Source organism: Bdellovibrio sp. 22V (genome assembly GCF_030169785.1).
Lineage (GTDB): Bacteria > Bdellovibrionota > Bdellovibrionia > Bdellovibrionales > Bdellovibrionaceae > Bdellovibrio.
The window spans coordinates 1,930,516-1,946,288 of record NZ_CP125854.1 but is presented as its reverse complement, the minus strand read 5'-3'; the positions used below and the strand labels follow the sequence as shown (position 1 = coordinate 1,946,288).

General features: G+C 47.1%; 13 protein-coding genes. 6 read left to right on the top strand and 7 right to left on the bottom strand.

Features of this window, described 5'->3' with window-relative positions; translation table 11 throughout:
* Positions 1–13: 13 nt before the first annotated feature.
* The 3 genes from QJS83_RS09340 (at position 14) to QJS83_RS09330 (ending at position 3,527) form a co-directional block, all read left to right on the top strand.
* Entirely contained in the window at positions 14–2,233 is a 2,220-nt protein-coding gene (locus QJS83_RS09340) for a S8 family serine peptidase (RefSeq protein ID WP_284604248.1), read from the top strand.
* Positions 2,234–2,309: 76 nt separating this feature from the next.
* The gene (locus tag QJS83_RS09335) at positions 2,310–2,741 is read left to right on the top strand and encodes a hypothetical protein (RefSeq protein ID WP_284604247.1); all 432 of its coding nucleotides are present in this window, start codon (positions 2,310–2,312) and stop codon (positions 2,739–2,741) included.
* A 57-nt stretch (positions 2,742–2,798) separates the two neighbouring features.
* Complete coding sequence (locus QJS83_RS09330) at positions 2,799–3,527, top strand: hypothetical protein (RefSeq protein WP_284604245.1); 729 nt, start codon at positions 2,799–2,801, stop codon at positions 3,525–3,527.
* A gap of 78 nt (positions 3,528–3,605) precedes the next feature.
* On the opposite strand, the gene recA is transcribed toward QJS83_RS09330, so the two are convergent.
* The 5 genes from recA to QJS83_RS09305 form a co-directional block, all read right to left on the bottom strand.
* Positions 3,606–4,736: a recombinase RecA gene (recA, locus tag QJS83_RS09325; protein WP_284604244.1), complete on the bottom strand. Its 1,131-nt coding sequence runs from the start codon at positions 4,734–4,736 to the stop codon at positions 3,606–3,608.
* A gap of 45 nt (positions 4,737–4,781) precedes the next feature.
* Positions 4,782–5,264: a CinA family protein gene (locus QJS83_RS09320; protein WP_284604243.1), complete on the bottom strand. Its 483-nt coding sequence runs from the start codon at positions 5,262–5,264 to the stop codon at positions 4,782–4,784.
* Complete coding sequence (locus QJS83_RS09315) at positions 5,265–5,744, bottom strand: phosphatidylglycerophosphatase A family protein (protein ID WP_284604242.1); 480 nt, start codon at positions 5,742–5,744, stop codon at positions 5,265–5,267.
* A gap of 67 nt (positions 5,745–5,811) precedes the next feature.
* Positions 5,812–6,600: a substrate-binding periplasmic protein gene (locus tag QJS83_RS09310; RefSeq protein ID WP_284604241.1), complete on the bottom strand. Its 789-nt coding sequence runs from the start codon at positions 6,598–6,600 to the stop codon at positions 5,812–5,814.
* A gap of 46 nt (positions 6,601–6,646) precedes the next feature.
* The gene (locus QJS83_RS09305) at positions 6,647–8,335 is read right to left on the bottom strand and encodes an AMP-binding protein (RefSeq protein ID WP_284604239.1); all 1,689 of its coding nucleotides are present in this window, start codon (positions 8,333–8,335) and stop codon (positions 6,647–6,649) included.
* A 107-nt stretch (positions 8,336–8,442) separates the two neighbouring features.
* Between QJS83_RS09305 and QJS83_RS09300 the strand changes: the two genes are divergently transcribed.
* Genes QJS83_RS09300 through alaS form a run of 3 tightly spaced genes read left to right on the top strand, consistent with a single transcriptional unit; the run spans position 8,443 to position 12,786 of the window.
* Positions 8,443–9,588: a metallophosphoesterase gene (locus QJS83_RS09300; RefSeq protein WP_284604238.1), complete on the top strand. Its 1,146-nt coding sequence runs from the start codon at positions 8,443–8,445 to the stop codon at positions 9,586–9,588.
* A gap of 14 nt (positions 9,589–9,602) precedes the next feature.
* Positions 9,603–10,076: a regulatory protein RecX gene (locus QJS83_RS09295; RefSeq protein ID WP_284604237.1), complete on the top strand. Its 474-nt coding sequence runs from the start codon at positions 9,603–9,605 to the stop codon at positions 10,074–10,076.
* Positions 10,063–12,786, top strand: a complete 2,724-nt coding sequence (gene alaS / locus QJS83_RS09290) for an alanine--tRNA ligase (protein ID WP_284604235.1) — start codon at positions 10,063–10,065, stop codon at positions 12,784–12,786. The genes QJS83_RS09295 and alaS overlap by 14 nt, the downstream gene beginning before the upstream one ends.
* Positions 12,787–12,838: 52 nt before the next feature.
* On the opposite strand, the gene QJS83_RS09285 is transcribed toward alaS, so the two are convergent.
* On the bottom strand, positions 12,839–13,402 hold the full coding sequence (locus QJS83_RS09285) for a hypothetical protein (RefSeq protein ID WP_284604234.1): 564 nt from the start codon (positions 13,400–13,402) through the stop codon (positions 12,839–12,841).
* Between the two features lie 113 nt (positions 13,403–13,515).
* Complete coding sequence (locus QJS83_RS09280) at positions 13,516–15,756, bottom strand: hybrid sensor histidine kinase/response regulator (protein WP_284604233.1); 2,241 nt, start codon at positions 15,754–15,756, stop codon at positions 13,516–13,518.
* Positions 15,757–15,773: the final 17 nt, after the last annotated feature.

The window sequence follows — 15,773 nt, the reverse complement described above, 5'->3', positions numbered from 1 at the left end:
CGCTGAGGTGACCATGCCATTTTCAGCCCTTTGCAACAGCGTCTTTGTTTGTCTCATTTTGGGATCGCAAACCTTGTATGCAGCCTTTGACGTGATCAAGGAAAAGTTTGATAACGGCGTTGTCGCCAACGAATCTTACTATCGCGATGGTGAACTTGTTGAACAACGCTACTACAACATCGAAGGTAAATTCTCTACGTGGCTGCGCTATTCTTATCCCCAACAAGGTCACGTTATTAAGAGCAAACTTTCCGTAGAAAAAGAATCCTTTGGACGAATTGAAAACAAAGAGGAATGGACCGGCCTCGACAAAAAGAACAACTCGACAGAGACTTCCCTTCGCCTGAAACGGTGGGTCTATTCGGATAAAGCGCCTTTTACACTGGAATGGGTGGAGCATTACGAAACCCTGAAGCCTTTCCGCGTCGTGCAAAAAGACTATTTGAACAAAAATGAAGAACTGCTGTCCTTCATTAATTTTACCTATCAAGACGATTCGGAAAAACCGGCCGCCTTTGTTGAAAAAAACAAAGATGGAAAAATTATTTCGCAGTTTTCCCTTTATGAAAAGTACGACGTTGCAAACTCACTTCGCCGTGCCGGTAAAACCGCCGCTGAAATTGAAGTTTTAAAGCGTCAACGGGAAAATCCGCACAAGTTTCTGATCGCTATTATCGATTCCGGTTTCGATTACAATCACAGCGAACTCGCAGCCAAGTGGTGGAACAATCCGCTAGAGCCCGTCGATGGCATCGACAACGACGGAAATGGTTGGGTTGATGATAACTTCGGCTGGGAACAAGTGAAGAATGTCAGTCTTCCCACAGAGTCTTCCACAAGCATGGCGAAAGATCATCGTCCGTTGTCCCATGGAACTCACGTCGCCCACATCGCTATTCGCGGACTCGACAATGCGGCCCTGATCGGATTCGCCGGAGACTATACGCAAGCTTCCTACATTGATAAAATCTCCGCCTTCCTGAAAAAGCATCATGTGAAAATTGTGAATATGAGTTTGGGCCTGCCTCACGACAACAAAGATCTTCTTGGTCTGCGTGATGCAATCAAAGCTTACAAGCGAATGATTGATGAAAATCCGGAAACTCTTTTCGTTGTCGCCGCGGGAAATTCAGAACAAGATCTCGACCAATCGAAAAACCGACAGTATCCCGCAAGCTTCACGCAACCCAATGTTTTAAAAGTCGGTGCCTTGGATGCTTCCGAGATCGCAAAGGTGACTCCGCAGAATGCAAAGATGGCGTACTTCAGCAACTTCGGAAAAGCCAACGTCGACATTCTTGCTCCCGGAGTCGATATTCTCGCAGCAAGCCTCGGCGGAGGTTTGATCGCGCATTCAGGAACATCCATGGCTTCGCCTTATATGGCAAATTTGGTTGCCCAACTGTGGACCGAGCTTCCTCATCTTAAAGCGACAGAGGTGCGTGAGCTCTTCGTGCAAACCGCGCAGGTGATGCCGACACCAGCACCCGTGCGCTCCGGAGGGTATGTCGATTTGAAAGCGGCGCTTTTAAAAGGAAAGATGGATTTTCTAAAGGGTCGGTTTGCAAAATCCGATGGACCGAATTGCTGGAACTCCTCCACATACTTAGCAGGTCTTGCGAAGGGCGTTCACCACACCTACGGTTCTGAGTTCGCATTCTTGATGGATTCACCTTTGTGTGAAAATGTTCCCTTGGAACAAATGCAAAAAGGCGACATCGTTGCTCTTCGCCGTTTTGATCGTCACGGTCGCTTGCTACCCGCCGCCTTTCTTTCCGAAGTTCATGGATATACTTATGCCGGAGAAGGACTTGGCTTCACGAAAAATGGCGTACACCGAAGCGCTCCCTATGAGTTGCAAACCCGCGAAGAAATCTTCCGTTTTTATAAATCTTCCGAAGCAAGAAACTGCAAAATGAATGGCTTGGACAGAAAAGACTGCAACCTCAAAGAGCTTGCCTATCGTTGTATTGATTTTGAAACCTACATGAAGGCCCACGGAGGACTGAATGTTTTCGAAAAAGACGTTCTTTACCGAATCTCTCTGTTCGAAAAACATTTGCAATCAGAGCTCTTATTGGGGCAGAAAAGCCCGCTCTCTCGCGAACAAGCGCTAAGAGCGATACAGCAAGCCTTGGCCCATCTCAAACAAGGCGGCAGTTCTGCATTTGTTCTTGATTACCTGGAATCTCGTGTTGAATCGCTCGATACGGTTTTCGCGGTTTCTCAATGAGTTTTTAATACAATTTTTTCTATTGCCAAGACAGGGCTGCCCCCGCTAGACCGCTTTGTCTAGGCAAGGAGAAAAAATGAAACTGTTTATCGCCATCTTCGCACTTGTACTCAGCGCTGTCACAGGCCACGCGGCTTCAATTCAAAGACTGACTTGTATTCCGAGCTTTACTGACGACACGAAAATCGAAATTGTTTTTTCTCGCTCAATTGATCCACTTAAGCCTTTCATCGGCACTTACAACTGGCCAGCAGCTTTGAAAATCAGTCATCCTGGCACAACACAAGGTTATACCCGCCAAGACGTCACAATCACTCCCGAGATTACGTACGACGACATTAATCTTCGCGGCGATGCCGGTGGATATGTCTACTTACGTTTATATCCAGAAATTAAAAACGGTGTCTTCGTTCGTTATACAGGACAGCTTTTTATCAATGACCTCGACGTTCGCGCTTATTACAACTTCAAAAGTTACAACGGCGTTCCCGGATTTATCTGTCAGTAAACAGCCGACCTAAAAACAAATCTGCCGTCGTCCGCAAACACGCTAGAATAAAGAATCATGATTGACGATTATGGTCTATACGTTCAAGCCGACGGCAGCAACGGTGACTCTGCTCACCGTACGGGTCTTGCCAGCGCTCTGTATGCACTTCTGGGTGCACGCATTCTTGCCACTGAAATCGCTCAAAGAATTAAAAAGTATCTGATTGTAAAGCCAGGGGTTTTTCGCCGCTCTCCCTATGGCGACACATGGGACACCAATCCCCGCTGTATGAGCCGCGATCAAACCAGTCGAATTATTCTCGCTTTAGCCATCGTCGGGGAAAAATCAGAAATCAAAGCGTGGCTTAAACAAATGCTCAAAAGAGGTTTCTTTCACCAAAACAATCTTAATGACGAAACAGGACGCTGGAAATTTCCAGACATCATGGGCCTCGGCGAATGGAGCAATGTCATTCGCGGTTTAAATTGGTGGTGGTGTTATCCGCTGCTGATTTTCTTCGATATCAATTTCATCGGGATGGTCTACCTAAGAAAAAAATGGGACGGCGTCAGCCTTTACGTTCCCGATCTTAAATATGCTCTCGAAAAATATTGGACACCCACGGCTTGGATTGCCGACAAACTAAATCAACGCACACCTTGGCTCCAAGAAGCTTTAGAAAATCATTCTGCCAAAAACAATGGCTGCGAAGAACTGTGCGATCTTTTCATGCGCTTACGAAGCGAAGAAATTCTTGAAGAAGACATCAAGCCACGCTCAAAACGCTACAACGGCATTTCTTAAAAGGCCGACGAGAGCGAGCAAAAAAAAAGCCCGGTTTTCACCGAGCCTTTTAGAGCTATTCACTTTGAAAGTGGAAAACTAGTGTTTTCCTTTTTTCGCTTTCTTAGGTGCTGCATCTTCTGTTTCTGCAGGAGCTTCTTCATTCATGTGCTCTGCATTTTCAGGATTATTCGCATCCATCAAAAGTTTACCGATACCGTTTGCAGCCAAGATCTTCGCGCGAAGTTCCGTTTTGTATTCTGGGTGCTCTTTCAAGAAGTTCTTAGCTTGGTCGCGACCTTGACCCATACGCTCGCCATTGATGGAGAACCATGCACCTGATTTTTCAACCATGTTTGCAGTCACTGCCAAATCCAAGATATCACCTTCTTCAGAGATACCTTCACCGTACATCAAGTCGAATTCCGTTTTTGTGAAAGGAGGAGCCATTTTATTTTTCACAACTTTAACAGCTGTGCGGTTTCCGATCACGTCTTCGCCGTTCTTGATCGCGCCTACACGGCGTACATCCAAACGCACTGAAGAGTAGAACTTCAAAGCGTTACCACCCGTTGTTGTTTCAGGGTTACCGAACATAACACCGATCTTCATACGAATTTGGTTGATGAAGATAACAAGTGTGTTGGAACGGTTGATAGCCGCAGTCAATTTACGAAGAGCTTGAGACATCAAACGCGCTTGAAGACCTACGTGAGAATCACCCATCTCACCTTCGATCTCCGCACGAGGAACCAATGCCGCTACGGAGTCGACAACCAAGACGTCGATCGCGCCAGAGCGAACAAGAGTTTCTGTAATTTCCAAAGCTTGTTCACCTGTGTCTGGTTGAGAGATCAAAAGATCTTCTGTGTTCACACCCAATTTACGAGCGTAGTTAACATCCAAGGCGTGTTCCGCATCGACGAAAGCAACAACGCCGCCTTTTTTCTGAGCTTGCGCAATTGCAGAAAGAGCGATTGTTGTTTTACCTGAAGATTCAGGGCCATAGATCTCAACGATACGGCCTTTTGGAAGACCGCCGATACCTAGAGCGATATCCAAGCTCAATGCACCTGTGCTGATCGCTTCAACGTCTTTGACAAGACTTTCGTTCGCGCCCAAACGCATGATGGAACCTTTACCGAATTGCTTTTCGATTGTCGAAACAGCCAATTCCAAGGCTTTGATTTTTTCGTTGTTAGCTTTACTGTCTACAGAAGCATTTGCCATCTGAATCTCCTTAATAGTTATTTTCTAGCAGCCGGGGCCGCAATTTTATTTGTCGAGAATTTCACACAGCCAATTTACTGAATAGTCGACGGATGCTTGTTGGATGGCTTTGCGATCTCCCGAAAAGAGTTCCTTTCGCGAGTCTTCAAAGTTCGGTCCAACAACGGCAATGCATACAGTCCCAACAGGCTTCGTGGGTGTTCCACCACTCGGACCTGCGATACCTGTGATCGCCACAGACCAGTCAGTTTTAAGCTGTCGACGCACTCCGTGCGCCATTTGACGAGCGACACTTTCGCTCACCGCACCCTCTTGCATGAGAGTGTCTCGACGGACCCCCAGAAGATCCACCTTCGCCTCGTTAGAGTAAGAAACCACAGAGCCTAAAAAGATGTCGGACACGCCTGCTTGCTCTGTTAGAAAACTAGAAAGTGCACCTCCAGTACAACTTTCCGCAAAACTCACTGTGAGTTTTTGGTCGCGAAGGGATCGAATGAGTTCTTGCAGTTTCTCATCGCGAAGGCTCATTTACAGAACCACCACTTGAGAACCTAACCAGTTGGTTTGAGTGTAGAGAACTTGCATGATGAGACCCGCAATTATCCCCGCGGCCACATCGTCCACCATCACTCCAAGACCTCCTTGGATCTTCTTATCTAAATATCCTATGAATAAAGGCTTTGTAATGTCCAGTAATCTAAAAAGGACAAACCCGATTAAAATGGCTTGCCATGTCAAAGGCAACCAGACCATGGTAATAAGAAAACCCAAAACCTCATCGATTACGACCTCTTTGTGATCGTGACCGCCTTTATCCTGCTCATAAAACTCGCAGGCCGCGATTCCGACTGGGAGCAGCAAAACAATCGCCGCCATATGAAAGAAAGGCCCCGCTTTTAACAAAAGCATCGCCAAAGGAATAGTCGCCAAAGTCGCGATCGTTCCTGGCGCTTTTGAAAGACGGCCCAGGCCAAACAAAGTTGCGAGATGAATCAAGAAGTTGCGCATAGTTTAGGAGGTACGCTCTCCCCATTTCGGATGCAAAGCAAAATGATAAGCGTCAGAAGAAGATTCGTCACAGATCCTGGTAGTACACCAGATCTTCCGGCTGAACGTATCTGGAAACGATTTTGCGAAGAGTACCGTCCTCTTGCATCTGTCGAACGATTTTTTTTATTTTCTCTACTTCGACGGCAGAAACCCTTTTCTTCGAAGTGTACATGCCGATTTCGAACCGGCTTTCAGGATCCCGGATAGCGACGATTTTATCGCCAAACTTTTTTGTTTCAGAATAATATTTTTGAAACGTCGGCGACGAAAAAGACGCCTGCGCTTTGCCGTTGATAAGATAATCGTAAATCAACGCGGGACTGGGTCTGCGCACAAGACGACCTTGCTCCTCCAACTCCAGAGTTTCATGAGGAAGGTAAAAGAATCTTCCTCCCGTGTGATCCACGAATTTAATTTTTGGGTCTTTCAAATAGCCAAGAATTTTTTTACCCGGAACATAAACGGATTTAGACACGATCAGCAGTCGCGCGGCTTTGTAAAGCGGAATGTAATTTCCGTATTTTTCCCAATTAAGATCGGGACCGCTGAAAGCATACATATCCGAACGATAACTTTTGAAATCTTCGTAAGCCCGGGGGATATCGACGGGTTCTAAATGAAACGGACAGTTCAAGCGTGACTCCACTTCACGCAACAACTCGACGGAAAGACCTTTCGCTCCTTGAGAACTCGCGAAATAGACAGGAGGCTGATTGTTAATTGAAATACGGAAGCGTCTTTCGCAGTTCTTTGCGTAGACCTGCGGAAGAAAGCCAAGACTCCAACAAAAAAAGATCAAAGCCAACTTTGTCACTCACTAAAGAGTAACAAGAACTTTGACACAAAGTCAGAGAGAATTTTTAAGGCAGTTCCTGAGCCCAGGTTTCCGGCAAACTGATTTTAGCATCTTCTTCCCAAAATTCGTAAGGCCCCTTTTCGCCACGGAAACGTTTGTCCTTTTCCATCGCGATCAACTCGGCCCGTTGCACTTCACCTGCGGTATTTTTGGGAACCTCTAAAAATTCCACGCGACGAATTCGTTTAAACGGCGAAAGTCGTAGTCGCGAAAAGTTCATAATATCCAAAGCCAATTCCTTAGTAGGTTCAACACCTTTCACCAAAGTGACGATCGCTTTGGGAACATACTCGCGAATAGGATCTGGACTAGGGATCACCACCACGTCACGAATCGTGCCGAAATCCTTCAGCACGTGTTCCAGCTCATAAGGACTGATGCGATAATCCGACGATTTAAACAAACCGTCGATGCGCTCACTGAAAGTATAGTTCCCCGCCTTATCGATATAGGCCGAATCTCCCGTGTGATAGTAATCTTGCGTTGAATCCAAGCCGGACATGATTCCCCAGGGATGGTCTTTAAGCAAGACGCACACTTCGCCTGCATCCGTTTCTTGTTTTTGTTCATCAAGCAAAGTGATTTTAAAACCCGGCAACGGTTTGCCCATCGTTCCGAAGCTGTCCTTTTCTTCCGGCGGAATACCGATCAAAGTAGGCGTTTCCGTTTGCCCATAACCGTCCCGAACAAAAATTTTCCACGCTTTATAAACTTTCGAAATGACTTCGGCATCCAAAGACTCGCCCGTGCTGATCGCCTCGCGCAGATGCTGATCGTACGACGACAAATCTTCTTGCACTAAAATCCTCCACACCGTTGGCGGAGCACAGAACGTCGTGATTGGATACTCACTTAAGGTATCTAAAACAAGTTTCGCATTAAAGCGCTCGGAGACAAGGATAAAAATAGTCGCCTCGGCATTCCAAGGAGCAATAAAATTGTTCCAGTCATGCATCGCCCATCCCGTCGAGTTCACACCAAAATGCACATCGCCCGGCCGCAAACCCATCCAATACATAGTGGAGAGATGGCCAATCGGAAATCCCGCATAAGTATGTTCCACTATGCGAGGCTTCACCGTGTTCGAGGAGGTAAAGTAGTGGAAAAGGGGATCTGTGGCTTTTGTCTTTTCTGACGTCTCGAAATCCATACTTTCGGAGCGGCATTGTTCGTAAGAAATCCATCCCGGCATTTCACCGTCGACTAACAGAGGAACAATGCTTGATTGGGACACGTCAAACTTACCCGCGTGGCGGGATGAGGTCGCGATCAGTTTGATTTTTTCGCGATCCAAGCGATCCTTAAGTTCTTGTTGCGACAAAAGCGGATTTGTCGGCACAAGAACGGCGCCCAGTTTCATTGCGCCCAACATAATCTCCCAAAGAGCCACATTGTTTTCGATCAATAAAAAGAGGGAATCGCCCTTTTGGATGCCATGCCTTCGCAGAAAGTTGGCCGCCTGATTGGAGCGTTCATACATATCGTGAAAGGAATACTTTTCTTCTTCGCCATTTTCTTTCACTATCCATAGGGCCAAGTTTTTATTTCCTTCGGCCATTGAATCAAAATAATCGAGGGCCCAGTTAAACTCCTCAAACTGCGGCCACTGAAAATGACTGTATGCATGGGCGTAATCTGAACGATGCAAGATTAGAAAGTCTCTCGCTTGTTCGAAACCATTGCGAAAACTCATGCAGCACCTCCAGAGATTCTCTAATATTACACCTTTCAAGCGCGACCACCGAACTGTGTTTTTACAATCACCTGTGCAAAATCAGCAAAGCGTGGTATCCCCTTGTTATGGGTTTATTTAGAACCATTGCCAGCACATTGATTCTCGCTATTTTCATCTATGTTTCCCATCAACTGACTCGCTTTACAGATTTGACATGGATGGGGACCAGCGCCATTGTCGCGTTTCTTGCGATGCTGTTTTCCATGGTGATCGGGACTTTTTTATTTTTCTGGAAAGAAAAGAATCTGGACCACAAACCATGGCGGGATTTCTTTTTGAATGGTTCCCTGATGGTCATGGCTTACATTAATTTCCTCGTCAGCTTCGTCATTCTTCGCGACATCTTTGCCTTTGCGGAAAATTTGATCGCGACAAAGCCGTTGATTGAAAATCTTTACAGTTCGCAGGCGACGGCGGCGCTGCTCACTTTACCGGTGGCCCTTCTGGTTCTTGGAAATATCATTGTACAGGCGGGACCTCGTCTTAAAAAAGTGACTTTGTCTTTTAAGAATCTGTCGCCGGATCTAGAGAACCTCCGCATCGTTCATATCACGGATTTGCATATCAGTCCGAGTCTGCCCGTTTCTTTCGTGTCGAAACTTGTGGGGCGAGTTCGCGAAATGAATCCGGACGTCATCGTTTTTACAGGCGACATTCTGGACAGTTTCAGTGAAAAACATCAAGAGGAATTCAAAATTCTCAGCGGACTTCAAGCCCAGTATGGCATTTATTACGTTCCAGGCAATCACGAATACTACTGGGACGTGCAGCGCGGCCTTCAGTCTTTCCGCGATTTGGGATTTAAAGTTCTTCTGAATGAAACTGCCGAGATCCGCAAGGGCACCGCGAGTTTGCAGATAGCGGGAATTCCTGATCCTGCCGCGGGCCACTTTGGGCAGCCTGGCCCGGATTTTAAAGCCGTCCAAAGTCAGTTAAAGCCGGGCAGTTTCAAAGTTCTTTTGTCGCACCAGCCGTCACTGGCTAAACATTCGGAAAAGATCGGTATCGACTTACAACTTTCCGGCCATACCCACGGCGGACAGTTCTTCCCATGGAATTGGCTGATTGTTTTCTTTGAGAAGTACGCCAAAGGCCTTTATCGCATCGGGAATTTGCAGCTCTATGTCAATCAGGGCACCGGGTATTGGGGGCCTCGTTTGCGACTCGGAACATATTGTGAGCTGACCGAAATTGTTCTTCGCAAGGGCTAAAAAACAGAGTAATAATGGCACCCATGCCAGAAGAGAAAGACCCGCAAAAAACCCGACAAGCCGCTAAAAGAAAAGTGATGGATCTTTTAGCCCGCCGGGACCACTCCGAAAAAGAGTTGCGCAAAAAATTGCGAGAAAAGTTCTCAGACGACGAACGGGTCGGCGATGTCGTGGACGAAGCCATTGAGTTCGCCAAAGACAACAACTGGCTGGGAGACCCCGCGGACCTCGCCCATCGTATGGCCGAGATGCTCCATCGTCGCAATAAAGGCATTTACTACATCAACAACTACCTCCGTGAAAAAGGTTTGCCTGCTGTGGAAAGCGACCGCGACTTGGAGCTTGAAAAGGCTCTCTCAATTGTCAAAAATAAGTATGATGAAGATCACAAGTTTTCTCGCGAAGACAAAGCCAAAGTCGGCCGTCTTTTAGCTTCGCGAGGATTTGATTCCGAGACCGTAAGAAAGGTTATTTATGAAAAGCTCTGATATCCGCAATGCCTTCGTGGAGTATTTTAAAAAGAAAGGTCACACACATGTGCCCTCTTCTTCTTTGATTCCTGAAAATGATCCGACCCTTCTTTTTGCGAACGCCGGAATGAACCAGTTTAAGAATACTTTCTTGGGTCTTGAGAAGCGCGGCTACAACCGTGCCGTCACCGTGCAAAAGTGCGTGCGCGCCGGCGGTAAGCACAATGACTTGGAAAACGTGGGTTTCACCGCTCGTCACCACACGTTCTTTGAAATGTTGGGGAATTTTTCTTTCGGCGATTACTTTAAAAAAGACGCGATCCACTTTGCTTGGGAGTTTTTGACGAAAGAGCTGAACATTCCCAAGGAAAAGCTTTATGTGACAGTTCACTTGTCCGATGATGAAGCCGCGGATATCTGGCATCAACAGGAAGGCGTTCCTAAAGAACGGATCTTCCGCTTTGACTCTGACAACTTCTGGAAAATGGGTGACACAGGTCCTTGCGGTCCATGTACGGAAATCTTCTACGATCACGGCCCTAAAGCCGGTACTATCTCGGATCCTTACAAAGGTATTGCCGCTGGCGAAGACCGCTTCGTGGAAATCTGGAACTTGGTATTCATGCAGTATTTTGAAAATCCTCCAGGAACTTTGACTCCGCTTCCAAAACCTTCTGTGGATACAGGTTCGGGCCTTGAGCGCGTTGTCGCGGCGATGCAGGGCAAGTTCAACAACTACGACACTGATTTGTTCATGCCGATGATCGAGCGCGCTTGCAAGATTGGAAATCTTGAATACGTCACCGACAAAGAAGTTTTGGCGAAAAACAAAGAGGTGATGGAAAGAACATCGGCCTTGCGCGTTCTCGCGGATCATTGCCGTTCCACTTCTTTCTTGATTGCGGATGGTGCCCTTCCTTCCAACGAAGGACGCGGTTATGTTCTTCGCCGTATCATGAGACGTGCGATTCGCTATGGCCGTAAACTTTCTGCCGATAAATCTTTCTTGCCGGCGATGGCGGAAGCTTTGATCGAAAGCATGGGCTCTGTTTATCCGGAATTGAAAGACCGCCGCGATCATATCTTGAACACGATCCGCGATGAAGAAGATCGCTTCATCAGCACTTTAGATAAAGGAACAGACATCTTGATGGACGAATTGGCGAAAGCAAAAGCCAAAGGCATCAAAGAGCTTTCCGGTGAAGTGGTATTCCGTATGTACGATACTTACGGTTTCCCTGCAGACTTAACTCGCGTGATCGCAAACGAAAACGGTATCGAAGTTAACGAAGCCGCTTTCGAAAAAGAAATGGAAGCCAATCGTGCAAAATCCAAAGCGTCCTGGAAAGGAAAAGCTTTGGGTGCGGATGAACAGCACTTGATCAAATTCGCAAAAGACTATGCGGCGTCTGGAAAATCCGTGAAGTTCACAGGCTATGAGGGTTTTGCCGACGGCGGACGCATCACGGCTCTTTCTAACGGCCACGAAGTCACGACGGTCTTGAAGCAAGGTGAAACAGGCGTTATTATCCTGGATCAAACTTCATTCTACGGTGAAGGCGGCGGTCAAGTGGGTGACGTTGGTTACATCATGGAAGGTCCTTCTCGCGCGAAAGTTGTGAACACGACAAAAATCGACGACGTGGTTCTTCACCACGTCGAGATCGAACACGGAGACTTCAAAGTCGGCGCGAGCGTTGATACGATCGTGAATCCTTTCGAGCGCCGCAATACGATGAGCAATCACTCCGCAACGCACTTGTTGCATTCGGCGCTTCGTAAAGTCTTGGGGCCTCACGTAACTCAAGCGGGTTCTTTGGTGGACTCGCAAAAAACGCGTTTCGACTTTACTCACAACAAGCCTTTAACTGCGGAAGAGATTAAGCAGATCGAAGATCTTGTAAACGAGCAAATCGCGCAAGCGAATGAAGTTAAAGTGGAAATCATGAGTCCGAAAGAAGCGAACGAAAAAGGGGCAATGGCTCTTTTCGGTGAAAAATACGGCGACAAGGTTCGCGTATTGACGATGGGTGATTTTTCTTGCGAGCTTTGCGGCGGTACGCACGTGAAAAACACGTCACAAATCCGTTTATTCAAAATCATTTCTGAAGCCGGCGTCAGCGCGGGCGTTCGCCGTGTTGAAGCTATCACGGGTGACGGAGCCGTTCGTTACGCTATGAACTCAATCCAACACTTCGACGACGCTTTGGCTTCCGCAGGCTTGCAAAAAAGCCCGCACTACTTGAAGCATTTAGAGGCGACAGGCGAAACGTCCACTTTGGCAAATCGCGTGGAGTCCCTGAAAGAGCAAATCAAGCAGATGGAAAAAGAGATGAAGAAGTTGCAAGGCGGACAAGTGAATGTCGACGATCTTGCGGCGAAAGCTTTGAACTTCAAAACGAAGTCCGGCTCTTCAGCGAAGTTGGTGCTTGCGGATCTTGCATTGGACGACAGACAAGTTCTTGCTGAAGTCACGGACCACTTGAAAAACAAAATTCAAAATGGTGTTGTCGTTGTTGTCGGTCAAGGTGAAGGTTCACACCCGATTATCGTGAGCGTTTCCAAGGATATTTCCGGTGAAGCTAAAGCCGGCGATCTTCTGAAGGAAGTCGCAGCGGTGATGGGCGGTAAAGGCGGCGGTCGACCTGACTTTGCGCAAGGGGCTGCTCCGAACCGTGGCAACCTGAACGACGCTTTCAACAAAGTAAAATCTCTTTTAGGAGTTTAGGAAAAAGGTACCTTTTTCCTATAAAAGAAAAGGCCCTTTGCAGGGGCCTTTTTTATTCGCAATTCATCGAAGTCCAACCGGACTTTACGTGACTTATATAAGCTTGAAATACTTCTGTGAGGCCTCCGCAAAGATCTTTGCGGCCTTTGCCACAAGAATCCCTCGCTTCCCCCAGATTTACACGTTTTTCATTTGCGTAAAGAGACGCATAAGGCGGAGTGTATCTCGCCGCACACATGTCAGCCTCGACTTCAGGCTGCGCGCACACAGAAGAACCGCTAAGGATCGTTTGCAACTCTTGCAGATCACTGGAGCTTAAACATTTCTCTTGCAAGATTTCATTGGCATCATCCATAAGCTGAATTCGGCCCGTCGCCGTTGAGATAACAAGGCGATAAGGAGTCAACTCGCTGGCTTTCGCTGCAATACCACTGCTCTGATCTTGCATGTTCGGGATTTCGACGTAAGTTACTTTGGAAGAACTTGGCTCTTCACCTTCAACCGAAGGAGGCAAAGAGATAGAAACTTCATTGGCTTCTAATCCAGCCGGATTAAAAGCGCTTTGGCTACAGTTCTGGAATCCTAAAATGAGACACAGAACTGATATTAGTGCCAAACCTCTTTTCACAAATCCCCCTTTTTTCACGTATCAATATGAATAAAGGCAAGATCCATTCCGCCCTCTGATAGGCGTAATATCGGGATAAGGTGTTAAAAACTTAACTCTGTCTAAGAGTTAGCAGGTACCGGTTCGGGCTCTGTACTGCAGTACTTTTGCACGATCTCGATGACAGTTTGCTTGCGCACAGGTTTTCCGCAATGTTCGTCGGCTCCCGCCTGAACACTTTTTTCTATATCTTCTAAAAAGTTGTTCGCAGAAATCACAACGATAGGCGTCCGTCGGCGGTTTTGCATTCGTTCGATCTGTCGCAGTTTGCGAATCGTATCCAGGCCGGAAATCTTTGGCATCTGTACGTCCATAAAGATCAGGTCGTAAGAGCCCTTTTCCCACAACTCTATGGCTTCGTAACCGTTATAGGCGGAATCAATACTGATGCTCTCGAATCTTTTTATATATGCCTTGAGCAGCGTATGATTCTCTTCCATATCATCCACAATCAAAATTCGGTGACAGGACGATCCTTCCCATTTCTTTTCTACGACAACGGGATCTTGCAGAATCATGCGCCGAGCGCTCCACGGTTCTGCGCGGCGGCTGGGCATTTCAATCGCAAAGAAAAACCGGGAGCCCACGAACTGCTGGCTTTCGCAGCGAAGCTCGCCCCCCATTGTTTCAACGATCTTTTGTGAAATACTAAGCCCTAATCCCGTACCGCCAAAACGCCGAGTGACCGACGAATCCTCCTGGCCAAACTCATCGAATATTTTTTCCAGATTGTCCTTTGCGATTCCGATACCGGTGTCTTTCACTTCAAACAAAAAGATTTCATTCTCCGCAGTTGTTCCAGGCAGAGGTTGCAAACTAAATTCCACACTGCCGCGGTCCGTGAACTTCACGGCGTTCCCCAGAAGATTCATCAGGACTTGTTTTAATCTTAGTGAATCGCCAATCACCCAGCGGTCGTCTTCAGGGCAGCGTAAAGAAAATTTCAACCCTTTGCGCATCACTTCTGTCGCAACCAAGGCTTCAAGATCCCGAACCAGATCGCTCAGCAAAAATTCGCGGCTTTCCAACTGCATTCGGCCCGACTCGAATTTCGAAAAATCGAGAATATTGTTCAACATTCCCAACAGGGTCTCGCCGGCACTTTCCAAAGAATGCAGCCACCCTTTCTGTTCCGCCGTCAAAGGTCCCTCTTTAATAAGTTCGGCCGAGCCCAACATTGAATTAAGAGGCGTTCGAATTTCATGACTCATCGTCGAAAGAAATAAGGTCTTCGCACGCATCGCCGCTTCCGCGCGATCCCGGGATTCTTTCAGTTCATTCAAAACGGCTCTGTCGTTATTGACGATGTACTTTCCCGTCAACCACACCATCAACGTTAAAAGGAAATAAGCTCCGAAGGCGACAAAACCGAAAAAGACGAGACGGAAATAAAGATTTGAGTACGCTTCCGTTTTTTCCTGAAAAATCACCAAGTGCCAAGGACGGCCTTTAATAGATTTCGAATAAGTGATGTATGTCTTCCCGTCGGCCCCCAGAAAGTCTTGCAGACGAGCTCCCTGCAGATTAATCACTTTCTGCGAAATTTTCGGAAGATTCTTAAACTCCGACTTACTGAACGCCCGCAGATAACGGTAATCAATCAGCGGCAAGTTCTTCGCAATCAACGGCAATAACGGACGTCCGTGATTATCGACAATCATTAAGCCGCCGGTTTCTCCAAGCTTGAATGCTTCCAAGCGGTGCGCAATATCGCTTGATAAGGTATCGACCCCGACAACGGCCTCAAGTTTGCCATTTTTGTATATTCCGGTTGTGGTGCTGAACATGATCTTTTCCATGTAGCCCTTGTCGAAATAAAAATCGGAGTAATTAATGCCGGGGCTGTTTTCATTCATCGCCCACCACTGCATCTCGGGATCCGTATCGTATCCCGGAGCATTGAATTCTTCGGAAACAAAATATTTCGGATCATTGTACTTCGGACTCGCAAACAGAGAGTAATCGCGATGCACGACAAAGACGTAAGATTTTCTGCCAAAGTACTCTTGGGACAGGCGCGGTCCCAAGGCGAAATAAGTATTAAACTGATGCGGATGTGGCGCAATTGAAGTTGCCGCGAAACTGCGAAACTTTTCTTTGCGTAAGGAGGCCGGCATGACTTCAAAAAGATCCACCATACTCTTTAAACGAAGAACGTTGGCTTCCAAGCTGATAAAATCATTATTAAGACGATCCACTTCCCGCGTAAGGGCGGGCTCCATGCGCTCACGCACAGAACGTTGTTCAGAGATGTATAAATGCGTACCGTAGACCCCGATCACAAGTAGAAGGATCAGAGTCATGATCAACTGATTGAGCC

What these genes read in the sequence shown, in the direction of transcription:
- QJS83_RS09340 (WP_284604248.1), top strand. Translation starts at nt 14, where the DNA reads ATGCCATTTTCAGCCCTTTGCAACAGCGTCTTTGTTTGTCTCATTTTG.
- QJS83_RS09335 (WP_284604247.1), top strand. Translation starts at nt 2,310, where the DNA reads ATGAAACTGTTTATCGCCATCTTCGCACTTGTACTCAGCGCTGTCACA.
- QJS83_RS09330 (WP_284604245.1), top strand. Translation starts at nt 2,799, where the DNA reads ATGATTGACGATTATGGTCTATACGTTCAAGCCGACGGCAGCAACGGT.
- recA (WP_284604244.1), bottom strand. Translation starts at nt 4,736, where the DNA reads ATGGCAAATGCTTCTGTAGACAGTAAAGCTAACAACGAAAAAATCAAA.
- QJS83_RS09320 (WP_284604243.1), bottom strand. Translation starts at nt 5,264, where the DNA reads ATGAGCCTTCGCGATGAGAAACTGCAAGAACTCATTCGATCCCTTCGC.
- QJS83_RS09315 (WP_284604242.1), bottom strand. Translation starts at nt 5,744, where the DNA reads ATGCGCAACTTCTTGATTCATCTCGCAACTTTGTTTGGCCTGGGCCGT.
- QJS83_RS09305 (WP_284604239.1), bottom strand. Translation starts at nt 8,335, where the DNA reads ATGAGTTTTCGCAATGGTTTCGAACAAGCGAGAGACTTTCTAATCTTG.
- QJS83_RS09300 (WP_284604238.1), top strand. Translation starts at nt 8,443, where the DNA reads ATGGGTTTATTTAGAACCATTGCCAGCACATTGATTCTCGCTATTTTC.
- QJS83_RS09295 (WP_284604237.1), top strand. Translation starts at nt 9,603, where the DNA reads ATGGCACCCATGCCAGAAGAGAAAGACCCGCAAAAAACCCGACAAGCC.
- alaS (WP_284604235.1), top strand. Translation starts at nt 10,063, where the DNA reads ATGAAAAGCTCTGATATCCGCAATGCCTTCGTGGAGTATTTTAAAAAG.
- QJS83_RS09280 (WP_284604233.1), bottom strand. Translation starts at nt 15,756, where the DNA reads ATGACTCTGATCCTTCTACTTGTGATCGGGGTCTACGGTACGCATTTA.